We start from the raw sequence: 14041 nt of genomic DNA on the forward strand, positions 1-14041 counted from the left end.
GATGAGCTTGAATCACCTCATTTCGATCCGCGATCTGACGCGCGAGGAGGCGATCCTCATCCTCGACACGGCGGAGCAGATGGCCGCAACGCAAAGTCACGGCGTGAAGAAGCTTCCCACGCTCCAGGGCAAGACGGTCGTCAACCTCTTTTTCGAGGATTCGACGCGCACCCGCATCTCCTTCGAGACGGCCGCGAAGCGCCTGAGCGCCGACGTCATCAATTTCCAGTCGCGTGGATCCTCCGTCTCGAAGGGCGAGTCACTCAAGGACACCGCCCTGACGCTCGAGGCCATGGGTGCGGACGCCGTCATTGTGCGTCATTCGTCCTCGGGCGCTGCTCACCGTCTCGCGCACGCCGGCTGGATGAATCTGCCGGTACTGAACGCTGGTGACGGCACCCACCAGCACCCGACGCAGGCACTTCTCGATGCCATGACGCTGCGCCGCCACTACGCTCCGTCGCTTGGTGAGGACGGCACCCCCACTCCCGGATCTGGCCTCGACGGCGCGCACGTCGTTATCGTCGGTGATGTCCTCCATTCGCGCGTCGCGCGATCCAACGTGGATCTTCTGACGCTCCTGGGTGCTCGCGTCACCCTTGTCGCACCCCCGACGCTCCTACCGATCGGCGTGGAGACCTGGAACTGCGACACTTCCTACAACTTTGACGAGGCCTTGGCCACCGGACCCGACGCTGTCATGATGCTGCGCGTGCAGCGCGAACGCATGTCGAGCGCGGGTGGGGGTTTCTTCCCGTCGCCTGGTGCCTACCACGCTGAGTACGGACTGACACCCGCACGTTTTGCCACGCTGGCACCCAGCGCCGTCGTCATGCATCCCGGCCCCATGAACCGAGGCCTCGAAATCTGCGCTGAGGCCGCAGATTCAGACCAATCTGTCATCGTCGAACAGGTGTCCAACGGCGTGTGCATCCGCATGGCCGCTCTGTACCTGCTCCTCGCTTCGGAAGGACACAGCAATGACTGAACAGACCCGCGACATCCTGATCACCGGAGCGTCGCTCCTCGGCGGGGAACCCACCGATATCGCGCTGTCAGGTGGCACGATCGTTGCTATTGGCACTGATGCCCGCGACAGTGTGCGCGACCCTCGCGTGATCGACGCCGAGGGGCTCATCGCTCTGCCCGGCCTCGTTGACATCCACACCCACCTGCGCCAGCCCGGTGGCGAGGACGCCGAGACCGTCTTCACCGGCACCCGCGCCGCTGCGGTCGGCGGCTACACTGCCGTTCACGCAATGGCAAACACGACGCCCACGCAGGACACGGCTGCCATCGTCGACCAGGTGCTGCGCTTGGGCGAGGAGGCTGACTGGGTGGAGGTGCGCCCCGTCGGCGCAGTCACCAAGGGTCTGGAGGGCAAGCATCTAGCTTCCCTCGGCTCCATGGCCCGTTCGCGCTCGAAGGTTCGCGTCTTCTCCGACGACGGCAAGTGCGTCTCCGATCCCGTTCTCATGCGTCGCGCCCTGGAGTACGTCAAGGGCTTTGGCGGCGTCATCGCCCAGCACAGCCAGGATCCGGCCCTCACCGAGGGTGCACAGATGAACGAATCGGCACTGTCCGGTGAGCTCGGTCTTGCCGGTTGGCCCGCAGTCGCAGAGGAAGCGATCATCGCCCGCGACATCCTGCTCGCCAAGCACGTGGGCTCGCGCCTGCACGTGTGCCACCTGTCCACCGCGGGCTCGGTTGACCTCGTGCGCTGGGGCAAGGCGCAGGGCGTGGACATCACGGCCGAGGCCACGCCTCACCATCTGCTGCTCACCGAGCAGCTTGCCGCCACCTACGATCCGCTCTACAAGGTGAATCCGCCACTGCGCCGCGCGGAGGATGTTGAGGCGGTGCGCGAAGGCCTCGCCGACGGCACCATCGACTGCATCGGCACCGACCACGCACCCCACCCGCTCGAGATGAAGGACTGCGAGTGGCAGGCCGGCGCCTTCGGCATGACCGGTCTGGAGACCGCACTGCCGATCCTTATCGAAACGATGGTGAACACGGGACGCATGGACTGGGCGGACATCGCTCGCGTCATGTCGACGGTTCCCGCTCGCATCGGCCGCGTTGAGTCGCAGGGCCAGGGCCTCGTCGTCGGCGCGCCCGCGCACGTCACCCTCGTGGATGCGACCGTGCGCGTCACGGTCGATCCCGCCAAGCAGTGGACTCGCTCCACGAACTGCCCCTTCCGCGGTATGGAACTGCCCGGACAGGTGCGCTACACGATTTATAACGGCGTCCCGACGGTCGTCGACGCCACCCCGATTGCCAAGGAGGACCGATGACCACGTCCGATATTGCCCTGCTCGTCCTGGAGGACGGCACAGTATTCAAGGGACGCGCATGGGGCGCGAGGGGCCGCACGCTCGGCGAGATCGTGTTCTCGACCGGCATGACCGGCTACCAGGAGACGCTGACCGACCCGTCGTACCACCGTCAGATCGTCGTGATGACGGCCCCGCACATCGGTAACACCGGCGTGAACGACGAGGATCCTGAGTCCTCGCGCATCTGGGTCGCTGGCTTCGTCGTGCGCGACGCGGCCCGCCGGGCCTCCAACTGGCGCGCACGCCGCGAACTGGAAGACGAGCTCGTCGCTCAGGGGATCGTCGGCATCGCCGACGTTGACACGCGTGCGATCACCCGCCACATCCGCGAGCGCGGCGCCATGCGCGCCGGCATCTTCTCGGGCGACGCATTGCCCGTGGGCGCGCAGTACCTGGGGGAGGAGGCCGTGGCCTCGCTCGTGCGTATCGTCGCCGATTCCCCCGCGATGAGCGGCCAAGCGCTGGCGGCCGAGGTGTCGACTGACGAGACCTACGTGGTGGAGCCCCTCGGTGACTTCGCAGGCAAGGAACCCATTGCGCGCGTTGTGGCCGTTGACCTTGGCATTAAGTCGCGTACGCCCTACCATCTGGCGGCGCGCGGCGTGCGCGTCTATGTGGTGCCCTCGACGGCGTCCTTCGCCGACATTGAGGCGCTGAAGCCGGATGGCGTGTTCTTCTCCAACGGTCCCGGTGACCCGTCCACGGCCGACCGTGAGATCGGCGTCCTGCGCGCCGTCCTGGATGCAGGTATCCCGTACTTCGGTATTTGCTTCGGCCACCAGCTGTTCGGCCGCGCCCTCGGCTACGGTACGTACAAGCTGGACTATGGTCACCGCGGCATCAACCAGCCGGTGAAGGACGTCGCCACGGGCCGCGTGGAGATCACTGCCCATAACCACGGCTTCGCGGTGGACGCCCCGGTGGGGGAGCCGTCGGTCGCCCCCTTCGATTCGGGTCGATACGGCCGCGTCGAGGTCTCTCACATCGGCCTCAACGACGGCGTCGTCGAGGGCCTGCGCGCCCTGGACATCCCCGCTTTCTCCGTCCAGTACCACCCCGAGGCAGCTGCCGGCCCGCACGACGGCGAGCTGCTGTTCGATCGATTCATTTCCCTGATGACTGCCGCTAAGGAGACCCACTGATGCCCCGCAGGAACGATCTGTCGTCCGTCCTCGTCATCGGATCGGGCCCCATTGTCATCGGCCAGGCGTGCGAGTTTGACTACTCGGGCACGCAGGCATGCCGCGTCCTGAAGGAGGAGGGCCTGCGCGTCATCCTCGTCAACTCCAACCCGGCCACCATCATGACCGACCCGGGTATCGCCGACGCCACCTACGTCGAGCCGATCACCCCGGAGGTCGTGGCTTCGATTATCGAGAAGGAACGCCCCGACGCCCTCCTGCCCACCCTCGGTGGCCAGACGGCCCTCAATACGGCCGTCGCCCTGTCCGAGATGGGCGTTCTTGAGCGCTTCAACGTCGAGCTGATCGGCGCGTCGATTGACGCGATCCGCGCCGGCGAGGACCGCGAGGAGTTCAAGGAGATCGTGGAGCGTTCGGGCGCCGAGGTTGCTCGCTCTTTCATCGCTCACACGATGGAGGAGTGCCACGCGGCCGCCGCCGAGCTCGGCTACCCGCTCGTCGTTCGTCCCTCCTTCACAATGGGCGGCCTCGGCTCCGGTTTTGCTTACACCCCCGAGGACCTCGAGCGCATCGCCGGCCAAGGCTTGGCTGCCTCGATCACGACCGAGGTTCTGCTCGAAGAGTCGATCCTCGGCTGGAAGGAATACGAGCTCGAGCTGATGCGTGACAAGGCGGACAACGTCGTTGTCGTGTGCTCGATTGAGAACGTCGACCCTGTGGGCGTGCACACGGGTGACTCGATCACGGTCGCTCCGGCCCTGACCCTGACCGACCGCGAGATGCAGCGACTGCGCGACATCGGCATCGCCGTTATTCGCGCGGTTGGCGTGGACACGGGTGGCTGCAACATCCAGTTCGCCATCCACCCGGAGACGGGTCGCATCATCGTCATCGAGATGAATCCCCGCGTCTCGCGTTCCTCCGCCCTGGCCTCGAAGGCTACCGGCTTCCCGATCGCGAAGATCGCCGCTCGCTTGGCCACCGGCTACACGCTCGATGAGATCCCGAACGACATCACGGGCTCGACCCCGGCCTCGTTCGAGCCGACGCTCGACTACGTGGTCGTCAAGGTCCCGCGTTTCACCTTCGAGAAGTTCCCTGCCGCTGACCCGACGCTGACCACGTCGATGAAGGCCGTCGGCGAGGCCATGGCGATCGGCCGCTCCTACACCGAGGCCCTCCAGAAGGCCCTGCGCTCGATCGACAAGGGCGGCGTGCAGTTCCACTGGGACGGCGAGGCACCCACCCCCGAGGAAACCCGCGCGCTCGTAGAGGCTGCGGCGGTTGGCACCGAAGGACGTCTCGTCCAGGTTCAGCAGGCGATCCGCGGCGGTGCGACGCTTGAGGAGCTCCACGAGTCCACGAAGATTGACCCGTGGTTCCTCGACCAGATGTTCCTCCTCGACGAGGTCGCAAGGCGCATTCGCGAAGCCGACGCGCTCACGGGCGACGTGCTCGCCGAGGCAAAGCGCCACGGCTTCTCCGACCGCCAGATCGCTGCCATGCGCGGCCTGTCCGAGGACACGGTGCGCGAGGTGCGCGGCGCCTTTGGCATCCACCCAGTCTTCAAGACCGTTGACACCTGTGCCGCAGAGTTCGCTGCCCGCACGCCCTACCACTACTCGACCTACGACCAGGAAAACGAGGTCCGCCCGCGCGAGCGCGAGGCCGTCATCATCCTGGGTGCAGGCCCCAACCGCATCGGCCAGGGCATCGAGTTCGACTACTCGTGCGTGCACGCTGCCATGTCGCTGCGCGACCACTACGAGACCATCATGGTCAACTGCAACCCCGAGACGGTCTCGACCGACTACGACATCTCGGACCGCCTGTACTTCGAGCCTCTGACCCTCGAGGATGTGCTGGAGATTTACCGTGCCGAGTGCGAGGCAGGCCCGGTCAAGGGCATGATCGTGCAGCTGGGCGGACAGACCCCGCTGTCGCTGGCTGCCGACCTCGAGCGCGCCGGCGTGCCAATCCTGGGAACGAGCCCGCGCGCCATCGACCTGGCCGAGGACCGTGAGGAGTTCGGCAAGGTGCTCGAGGCGGCCCACTGCCCGGCACCCGCGCACGACACGGCGCACACGCCTGAGCAGGTCATTTCCGTCGCCGAAAAGGTCGGCTACCCCGTCCTCGTGCGTCCTTCGTTCGTGCTAGGCGGACGCGGCATGGCGATTATCAACGACGAGCCTGCGCTTCGCGAATACCTCGCCAGCCACGACTCCGAGCTGCTCTTCTCCCGCGGCCCGCTCCTCATCGACCGCTTCCTGGACGCAGCCATCGAGATCGACGTTGACGCGCTGTACGACGGCGACGAACTCTTCATGGGCGCGATCATGGAGCACATTGAGGAGGCGGGCATCCACTCGGGTGACTCCTCCTGCGTGTTGCCTCCCATGACGCTGTCCGCACGCGAACTCGAGCGCATCACCGCTTCGACCGAGGCCATTGCTCGCGGCGTCGGTGTGCGCGGCCTCATCAACATCCAGTTCGCGCTGCTCTCCGACACGCTGTACGTGATTGAGGCTAACCCGCGTGCGTCGCGCACCGTGCCCTTCGCGTCGAAGGCAACTGGTGTGCAGCTGGCGAAGGCTGCAGCCCTCATCCAGGTGGGCGCGACGATCGCATCGCTGCGCGAGCAGGGGCTGCTGCCCACCCATGACGCCCGCGAGATTCACGACGGTGGCTCGATTGCCGTCAAGGCTGCCGTCCTGCCCTTCAAGCGCTTCCGCACCGCAGGCGGCGAGATTGTTGATACCGTCCTCGGCCCCGAGATGCGTTCAACGGGCGAGGTCATGGGTATCGACCGTGACTTCCCGACAGCGTTCGCCAAGTCGCAGCTTGGCGCCTCAACTGACATGCCGACCTCGGGAACTGTCTTCATCTCGATTGCCGATACTGACAAACGAGCAATTGTTCTGCCGGCGGCTCGTATGCACGAGATGGGCTTTAAGATTTTGGCGACCTCGGGGACGGCTTCCGTTCTGCGCCGCAACGGTATCGAAGCACAGGCCGTCCGTAAGTCCTCTGAGGGCCGAGGCGATGGGGGAGAGCCGACGGTCGTCGACCTCATCAACGAGGGGTCGGTCGATATGGTCGTCAACACGCCGCAGCGCAGTGCGCCGCGTAATGACGGCTACCAGATCCGTGCCGCGGCAGCGTCACAGGACCGCCCCGCGGTCACAACGCTCCAAGCGTTTAACGCGATGGTGCAGGCCATCGAAGTTCGTATGCGCGGAGCCTATTCCGTGCGATCCCTGCAGGAATGGGATTCCATCCGATCGAAGGAAACACGATGACTACGTCTGTCATTAAACCCGCATCTTCTCTCGGCTTCGGCGATCGTCTCTACACCGCCATGCGGACATATGGACCGGTGTGCGTGGGTATCGACCCTCATGCCGGCCTGCTGAAGGAATGGGGACTTGACGACGACGCAAACGGTGTGCGAGAGTTCTCCCTCCGCGTCATCGAGGCCCTCGGGGGGCGCGTCGCTGCTTTCAAGCCCCAGGCTGCTTTCTTCGAACGGCATGGCTCGCGTGGTGTTGCCGTTCTCGAAGAGGTCATTGCGGCCTGTCGCGAGGTCGGTACGCTCTGCATCGTGGACGCCAAACGCGGCGACATCGGTTCGACGATGGATGGCTATGCGCACGCGTTCCTCTCCGATTCGTCACCGCTTGCCGGCGATGCGGTGACTCTGTCACCCTATCTGGGTGTGGGTTCTCTGACCCCCGCACTCGAGCTTGCGCGTCAGACTGGCAGGGGTGTGTTCGTCCTTGCACTCACTTCGAACCCCGAGGGAGCGTCCGTTCAGCATGCCCGTGGCGCTGATGGAGTCAGCGTTGCCGGTCATGTCGTGTCCCAACTGGCGGACTTTAACAGTCAGTGTGATAAACAACACCTTGGCCCTGCTGGCATCGTCGTGGGAGCCACCGTCGGCGATGCTGTCAAGCGATTGGGCATTGACCTAGCCGCCCTCAATGGCGCTTTTTTGGCGCCAGGAGTGGGCGCACAGGGCGCCGGTCCAGCGCAGGTCAGGGAGGTTTTCGCCGGAGCGACGGATGCTGTCCTTGCCTCATCCTCGCGCGCAATTCTGCGTTCGGGCCCCGCCATCACCGGCCTTCGAGACGCCTATCGTGCGACCGTCGATTCGCTGCAATAATCTGCTCCGTTACATAAGAAGCAGCGTTTTGGTCTGGCATTAATGGTCGGGAAGGTGACATAGTTTATTTACCGAAGATCCCAACGGAGGAGATGATCAGAATGGCACTACCTGATCTCACGCCAGAACAGAGGGCACAAGCTCTTGAGAAGGCAACGCAGGCACGGAGGCGTCGCGCCGAAGTGAAGAACGCGCTGAAGGCGCGCTCGATGAACCTGTCTGAGGTTTTGGAACTCGCTGATTCAGACGAGGCCGTGGCGAAGATGAAAGTCGTTTCGCTACTGGAGTCGCTGCCGCGCGTCGGCACGAATACGGCCGCTGTCCTGATGGACGAGTACAAGATCGCCCAGAGCAGGCGCGTGCGTGGCCTTGGCCCCGTCCAGCGGAAGGCGCTCGTCGAGCGTTTCGGGTGACGCGTCCAAGCGTGGCACACTTGAGTCATGACTAAGGCTCAACTGACTGTCCTCGCTGGACCCACGGCCGTTGGAAAGGGAACTGTTGTCGCTGCGCTGACGAAGCGCTACCCGGCACTGAAGGTGTCGGTCTCAGCAACGACTCGCGATCCTCGACCCGGTGAACTGAGCGGCGTCCACTACTACTTTGTTTCCCCCCAAGAGTTCGATGCGATGATCGAACGGGGAGACATGTTGGAGTGGGCGCTTGTTCATGGGAAAAACAAGTATGGGACCCCTCGCGGCCCGGTCGACGAGGCTCTCAACGCCGGTCACCCCGTTCTCCTCGAGATCGACCTGGCGGGCGCCCGGCAGGTACGAGCCAACAGGCCCGATGCCCAGTTTATTTTCCTTGCGCCTCCCTCGTGGGAGGAGCTTCAGCGCCGCCTCATCGGCCGCGGCACTGAAGGCCCGGAGGAGCAGGCGCGACGCCTGGCCACTGCTCGCGTCGAGCTGCAGGCTGCCTCGGAGTTCGATCATGTTGTGATCAACGACGATGTGGAGCGCGCGGTGGATGAGCTGGCCCGGCTCATTGGCCTGGAGTAATATCTATCTGAATCCGCCACTGAGAGGAAAACACGCATGTCCGGAATTGTTGCCCAGCCCGTCGGCATCACGTCCCCGCCCATTGACGATCTGCTGGAGCACGTCGATTCCAAGTACGCGCTGGTGATTTTCGCTGCGAAGCGCGCGCGCCAGATTAACTCCTACAATCTGCAGCTTCAGCAGAACATGATCCAGTTCGTGGGTCCGGTCGTCGACGTGCAGCCGGATGAGAAGCCGCTGGCGGTTTCCCTGCGAGAGATCAACGAAGGCCTCCTCTCTCTCGAAGCCAACCCCGAGGCCTGACATGGCAACTGTCGTCGTCGGAGTGACCGGCGGCGTTGCAGCTTTCAAAGCACCCATCGTGGTCCGCGAGTGTCAACGCGCGGGCCACGACGTGTATGTCGCTGCAACGCGCGCGTCATTAGAGTTCGTCGGCCGTTCGACCTGGGAGGGCATCACGTCGCGCCCTGTCGCCGTGGAGATCGCGGGCGAGGGGCGTGCCGAGCACGTGGAGCTCGCCCGCATTGCCGACCTCATTATTGTTGTGCCTGCGACCGCGAATTCCCTGGCGCGTCTTGCCGCTGGCTTCGCGGACGACATGGTGTCGCTGACGGTTCTCGCGTCCCATGCGCCCGTCGTCGTTGCCCCGGCGATGCACTCCAACATGTGGCTGGCGCCTGCCACGCAGGCCAACGTGCGCACGTTACGTGAGCGCGGCATCCATGTTATTGATCCTTCCTCTGGTGCACTTGGCTCGGGTGACAGCGGCATTGGTCGCCTTCCGGATCCTGAGGAGATCGCACACCAGGCTCTAGAGGTGCTCTCTGCCTACGAACAGGCATCCCACGCGCTTGCCGGTCGCACCGTCGTTGTCACGGCCGGTGGTACTCGCGAGCCGATTGATCCTGTTCGTTTCTTGGGAAATCAGTCGTCAGGTCGGCAGGGGCTGGCAATCGCATCGGCGGCAGCACGAGCTGGGGCTGCGGTCAGGGTCATTGCTGCCAATATCGAGTCGGCGCTCCTCGCCGGACTTCCGTCAGGCGTACAGGTCACTCGTGTGGGTAACGCCCTGCAAATGCGAGAAGCGACGGTCAACCAGGTCGCAGACGCCGATGCTCTCGTCATGACGGCCGCCGTCGCTGACTTCCGTCCCGAAGCCGCATCGCAGTCAAAGATCAAGAAAGACCCAACAAACGAGGAAGCACCCACTATTCGCCTGGTGCGCAACCCCGACATCCTCGCTGAAATCGGACACAGCAAGAAGCGCCCACCCCTCGTCATTGGTTTTGCGGCTGAAACCGGCACAGATGAGGAGATTCTCGCGTACGGTGCAGATAAGGCGACGCGTAAGGGAGCCGATTTCATCTGCCTGAACCGGGTGGGGGAGAGCGTCGGGTTCGGCGATGTTTCGAACGACATCCACATCCTCGATGCCAACGGTCACATCGTCGGCCGTTACGTCGGCTCGAAGGATGAAGTAGCCGCAGGTCTCGTCGGCCATATGGCCTCATTCCTTGATAATCTAAAGCGGTGAGTCAACAGCTTTTTTCTTCTGAGTCCGTTACCGAAGGTCACCCCGACAAGGTCTGTGATCGCATTTCCGATGCAATCCTTGACGAGCTGCTAGCGGCTGACCCCCGCTCGCGCGTCGCCGTCGAGACGATGGCAGCTACCGGCCTCATTCACGTCGCCGGTGAGGTGACGACCGAGGCGTACGTTGAGATCCCTGAGATCGTGCGCCGCGAGATCCTCTCGATCGGGTACGACTCGTCGCGCGTTGGCTTCGATGGCGCGTCCTGCGGCGTCTCTGTGTCGCTTGATGGCCAGAGCCCTGACATCGCCGGTGGCGTCGACGAAGCCCTTGAGGTGCGCGGTACCCAGGGCGGCGATCCCCGTGACCGCCTCGGCGCAGGCGACCAGGGCATCATGTTCGGCTACGCTTCCTCCGACACCCCCGATCTCATGCCTGCCCCCATCTGGCTCGCTCACCGCCTTGCGAAGCGCCTGACCGACGTGCGCAAGCAGGGCATCGTTGAGGGGCTGCGACCCGACGGCAAGACTCAGGTGACTCTTGCCTATGAGAACGGCCGCCCGGTAGGCATCGACACAATCGTTGTGTCCACCCAGCACGACGAAGCCCTGTCTCAGTCGGCGATCTACGATGCCGTGCGTGACTACGTCATTACCCCCGTCGTTGAGGAGTCGGACCTCGCGCTTGCGACGGGTTCGATGAATACTCTCATTAATCCCTCGGGACGCTTCGTCCTGGGAGGCCCCGCGGCAGATGCCGGTCTCACTGGCCGCAAGATCATCGTCGACACCTACGGTGGCATGGCACGCCACGGAGGCGGCGCATTCTCCGGCAAGGATCCGTCAAAGGTCGACCGTTCCGCAACCTACGCTGCCCGCTGGGTCGCCAAGAACGTCGTGGCCGCAGGTATCGCCCAGCGCTGCGAGATTCAGCTGGCATACGCGATCGGGCGTGCCCGCCCAATTGGCCTGTACGTCGATACCTTTGGAACCGCTTCGGTGCCCGAGGAACGCATCGCGGATGCCATCCGCGAGGTCTTCGACCTGCGTCCCCTCGGCATGATTGAGGACCTCGATCTGCTGCGTCCGATCTACCGCGAGACTGCTGCCTACGGTCACTTTGGTCGCGGCCAGTTCCCGTGGGAGGCCACCGACCGCGTCGAGCAGCTCAAGGCCGCGCTCGCATGAGCGAGGCATGGGAAGCCGAGGACTACCTGCCCTCGTACGAGACCGAGGACGCTCGCCGGGCATGGCGTCGGCGCACAAGCCTGGAGATGATCATCTCTGGCTGCATTGGTCTCCTCACGTCTTTCGTTCTGTCGATCGAGGCGTGGCAGCTTGCCGCCGACTCATCGACGCGCTTCGGTTGTGACATTTCGTCCGTCCTGTCGTGTTCGACGGTTGCTCAGACGTGGCAGGCTCGTATCCTCGGCTTCCCGAACGCCTTCCTTGGCATCTTTTTCGAGGCCGTTGTTCTCGCTATTTCGGTAGCGATTTTTTCCGGCGTGAAGTTTCCGCGTTGGTACATGCTGGGCACGAACCTGCTGTATACGGTCGCGTTGTTCTTCGCGTTCTGGCTCTTCGGACAGTCGTATTTCATCATTCAAGTGCTGTGCCCGTGGTGCCTGCTCATCACCCTGACGACGACGCTCGTGTTTGGCGGCATTACCCGCATCAATATCCGTGACGGCGTCATCCAGGCGCCCGAGGGGCTGCGGCGCGCTGTCGCCCAGGGACTCGACTGGGCCCTATGGGGTCTCATCGTGTTCGGTGTCCTCGCCATGGTGGTCGCGAAGTACGGCCTGAAGCTTCTCGGCTGAGCGCGGGACACAGATGAGTGCGGGCCGTGATTCACTAGGATCATGACTTCCCAACAGGGCATGCTTGACGGTTTCGATCCGCCGCGCTCTCGCAGCGTGGAGATCGCACGCGTGCTCGTTGACGTCGATCTGCCTCACATGGACCGGCCGCTCGACTACGTCGTCCCGGACACGTTGATCGACGAGGCCACGGTCGGGCAACTCGTTCGGGTGCGCTTCTCCGGCGCGCGCGTTGACGGCTGGATCGTTGAGCGCACCCAGCGCGAGATGCTCGACGATAGTGCCCATATTGAGTCCGTCGCCTCGTCGATACCGGTGTTGACGCCCGCACTCTATGAGACTGCTCGGCGTATTGCCGGGCGTTTCCTTGCCACGACTTCGCAGGTTCTTTCTCTCGCGATTCCTCCGCGGCACGCACGGGCTGAAAAGCACGTATTGGAGCAAACACCCCCACCATGGCCTTCTCTGGAGGCTCCGTCAGTCTCCGCTGGCTGGGGAGCATACTCTGCTGGCCAGGCCCTGCTGAACCGGCTCTCGTCTGGTCAATCGCCTCGCGCGGTCGTGACCGCTCTGCGCCCTCTCATGCGCCGCTGTCTGTCGGATGCCGTTGCAGCGACGGTTTCGTCAGGTCGTAGCGTCATTATCGTCACGTCCACCGGTGAGGAAGCCTCACGATACGCCCGAAATCTCGAGGAGGACCTCGGCGTGCCTGTCGCGGTGACGGGCGGCGAAGTCACGCCCGAAGAGCGTTACCGTATCCACGCAGCCGCAACACTCGGTCATGTTCCCATCGTCGTCGGTACGCGCTCCGCAGTGTGGGTCCCGTGCACGAAGCTCGGACTCATCATCATCTGCGATGATGGTGATGATCGACTACGTGAGCGGCGGTTCCCGCGCTGCGACAGCCTTGATGTTGCTGTGCAGCGCTGCGCTGTGGAGGGCGCGGGACTTCTCGTCACCTCGTACGCTCGTTCCGTCAAGGCCCAGGCCCTTGTTCGCTCCGGATGGGCGGTCAGCCTCGATCCGTTCCCGCATGCGCTGCGCGACGCAACGCCACGCGTCCACCTGCACGGGGTGACCGAGGCTGCACGCGAGGGGGCGAGCGGCCATCTGCGTATCCCCCAGGCCGCCCTGCGCATTATCCGTCAGGGTCTGCGCGAAGGCCCCGTGCTCATCCAGGTCGCTGCATCTGGCTATTGGCCGACGGTTGTGTGCCGCCGCTGCGGCGAGCGCGCACGCTGCCGCCATTGCTCCGGCCCTCTCGCCGTGGTGCGCGGGGGAGAGGTGACCTGTTCGTGGTGTGCGCGCGCGTCCGTCTCGTGGCGCTGCCCGTACTGCTCCGGCACGGAGCTACGTGCAGCCCGTGTCGGCTCCACGCGCACAGCTGAGGAGATTGCACGCAACCTTCCCGATGCCTCCGTGCTCGAATCCTCTGCCGCGCATAGGATCAGCCGCCAGCTGCCGAAACGTCCGACGGTCGTCGTTGCGACACCGGGTGCTGAGCCAGACGTTGATGGGGGATACGCTGCCGCCATCATCCTTGATGCCCATGCCCTTGCCGGTCGTACCGAGCTATGGGCGCCGGAGGAGGCCGCTCGGCGCTGGCTCAACGCGCTGTCCCTCGTCCGGCCAGGTCACCCCGGCCTCGTCGTGGGGACGATTCCCGACGCATTGGGTCAGGCGCTCGTGCGCTGGGCTCCCACTGACTACGCTGACCGGCTCCTCGATGAGCGTGAGGCACTTGGCTTCTTCCCGGCCACGACGATGGTCGCTCTGGACGGACCGTCAGCTCAGGTACGCCAAGTTGCCGAGCAAGTTATTCGTGAGGGCGGCGCGGAACTGGTGGGTACGGTCGTGCGCCCGGCGACGCGCGAGGGCGAGGAGAACGAGGTGCGCACGCTCGTTCGTACCCCGTTGGCTGGAGCTCCGGCGATGCTAGCTGTTCTTGCCGATATTCGACGTTCCCGCAGCGCACGTAAGGTTCCGCTCGTCAAAATGAGCGTGAACCCACCGGAGCTCTTCTGAGTGAGGGCCTGCCCAGTGCCGT

12 protein-coding genes are annotated in these 14041 nt (G+C 64.3%); all 12 read left to right on the top strand.

The window, feature by feature from the left end:
• The first annotated feature begins 1 nt into the window (after position 1).
• Positions 2–988 carry an aspartate carbamoyltransferase catalytic subunit gene (locus HMPREF1478_RS08425; RefSeq protein ID WP_016461650.1) on the top strand — a complete coding sequence of 329 codons (987 nt, stop codon included), beginning with the start codon at positions 2–4 and terminating at the stop codon, positions 986–988.
• Positions 981–2300, top strand: coding sequence for a dihydroorotase (locus tag HMPREF1478_RS08430; protein ID WP_016461651.1), 1320 nt, complete (start codon positions 981–983; stop codon positions 2298–2300). The genes HMPREF1478_RS08425 and HMPREF1478_RS08430 overlap by 8 nt, the downstream gene beginning before the upstream one ends.
• Complete coding sequence (gene carA, locus HMPREF1478_RS08435; RefSeq protein WP_016461652.1) at positions 2297–3484, top strand: glutamine-hydrolyzing carbamoyl-phosphate synthase small subunit; 1188 nt, start codon at positions 2297–2299, stop codon at positions 3482–3484. Before HMPREF1478_RS08430 ends, carA begins: the two co-directional genes overlap by 4 nt.
• A complete protein-coding gene (gene carB, locus HMPREF1478_RS08440; RefSeq protein WP_016461653.1) occupies positions 3484–6783 on the top strand; it encodes a carbamoyl-phosphate synthase large subunit in 3300 nt (1099 codons plus the stop codon). Before carA ends, carB begins: the two co-directional genes overlap by 1 nt.
• The gene (gene pyrF / locus HMPREF1478_RS08445; RefSeq protein WP_016461654.1) at positions 6780–7646 is read left to right on the top strand and encodes an orotidine-5'-phosphate decarboxylase; all 867 of its coding nucleotides are present in this window, start codon (positions 6780–6782) and stop codon (positions 7644–7646) included. Before carB ends, pyrF begins: the two co-directional genes overlap by 4 nt.
• A gap of 101 nt (positions 7647–7747) precedes the next feature.
• Entirely contained in the window at positions 7748–8059 is a 312-nt protein-coding gene (mihF, locus tag HMPREF1478_RS08450) for an integration host factor, actinobacterial type (protein WP_007589281.1), read from the top strand.
• A gap of 27 nt (positions 8060–8086) precedes the next feature.
• Entirely contained in the window at positions 8087–8644 is a 558-nt protein-coding gene (gmk, locus tag HMPREF1478_RS08455) for a guanylate kinase (protein WP_016461655.1), read from the top strand.
• A 36-nt stretch (positions 8645–8680) separates the two neighbouring features.
• Entirely contained in the window at positions 8681–8947 is a 267-nt protein-coding gene (gene rpoZ, locus HMPREF1478_RS08460; RefSeq protein ID WP_003792400.1) for a DNA-directed RNA polymerase subunit omega, read from the top strand.
• A 1-nt stretch (position 8948) separates the two neighbouring features.
• Positions 8949–10178 (top strand): bifunctional phosphopantothenoylcysteine decarboxylase/phosphopantothenate--cysteine ligase CoaBC, encoded by a 1230-nt coding sequence (coaBC, locus tag HMPREF1478_RS08465; RefSeq protein ID WP_016461656.1) that lies wholly within the window; start codon positions 8949–8951, stop codon positions 10176–10178.
• A complete protein-coding gene (gene metK, locus HMPREF1478_RS08470) occupies positions 10175–11362 on the top strand; it encodes a methionine adenosyltransferase (protein WP_016461657.1) in 1188 nt (395 codons plus the stop codon). The genes coaBC and metK overlap by 4 nt, the downstream gene beginning before the upstream one ends.
• On the top strand, positions 11359–11994 hold the full coding sequence (locus HMPREF1478_RS08475; RefSeq protein WP_016461658.1) for a vitamin K epoxide reductase family protein: 636 nt from the start codon (positions 11359–11361) through the stop codon (positions 11992–11994). Before metK ends, HMPREF1478_RS08475 begins: the two co-directional genes overlap by 4 nt.
• Before the next feature lie 42 nt (positions 11995–12036).
• Complete coding sequence (locus HMPREF1478_RS08480) at positions 12037–14019, top strand: primosomal protein N' family DNA-binding protein (protein WP_016461659.1); 1983 nt, start codon at positions 12037–12039, stop codon at positions 14017–14019.
• The last annotated feature ends 22 nt before the right edge of the window (positions 14020–14041 follow it).

The organism is Actinomyces sp. HPA0247 (assembly GCA_000411415.1).
Lineage (GTDB): Bacteria > Actinomycetota > Actinomycetes > Actinomycetales > Actinomycetaceae > Pauljensenia.

Coding starts and splice junctions, on each gene's coding strand:
- HMPREF1478_RS08480 (WP_016461659.1), top strand. CDS start 12,037: ATGACTTCCCAACAGGGCATGCTTGACGGTTTCGATCCGCCGCGCTCT.
- pyrF (WP_016461654.1), top strand. CDS start 6,780: ATGACTACGTCTGTCATTAAACCCGCATCTTCTCTCGGCTTCGGCGAT.
- carB (WP_016461653.1), top strand. CDS start 3,484: ATGCCCCGCAGGAACGATCTGTCGTCCGTCCTCGTCATCGGATCGGGC.
- HMPREF1478_RS08425 (WP_016461650.1), top strand. CDS start 2: ATGAGCTTGAATCACCTCATTTCGATCCGCGATCTGACGCGCGAGGAG.
- mihF (WP_007589281.1), top strand. CDS start 7,748: ATGGCACTACCTGATCTCACGCCAGAACAGAGGGCACAAGCTCTTGAG.
- gmk (WP_016461655.1), top strand. CDS start 8,087: ATGACTAAGGCTCAACTGACTGTCCTCGCTGGACCCACGGCCGTTGGA.
- coaBC (WP_016461656.1), top strand. CDS start 8,949: ATGGCAACTGTCGTCGTCGGAGTGACCGGCGGCGTTGCAGCTTTCAAA.
- HMPREF1478_RS08475 (WP_016461658.1), top strand. CDS start 11,359: ATGAGCGAGGCATGGGAAGCCGAGGACTACCTGCCCTCGTACGAGACC.
- carA (WP_016461652.1), top strand. CDS start 2,297: ATGACCACGTCCGATATTGCCCTGCTCGTCCTGGAGGACGGCACAGTA.
- rpoZ (WP_003792400.1), top strand. CDS start 8,681: ATGTCCGGAATTGTTGCCCAGCCCGTCGGCATCACGTCCCCGCCCATT.
- HMPREF1478_RS08430 (WP_016461651.1), top strand. CDS start 981: ATGACTGAACAGACCCGCGACATCCTGATCACCGGAGCGTCGCTCCTC.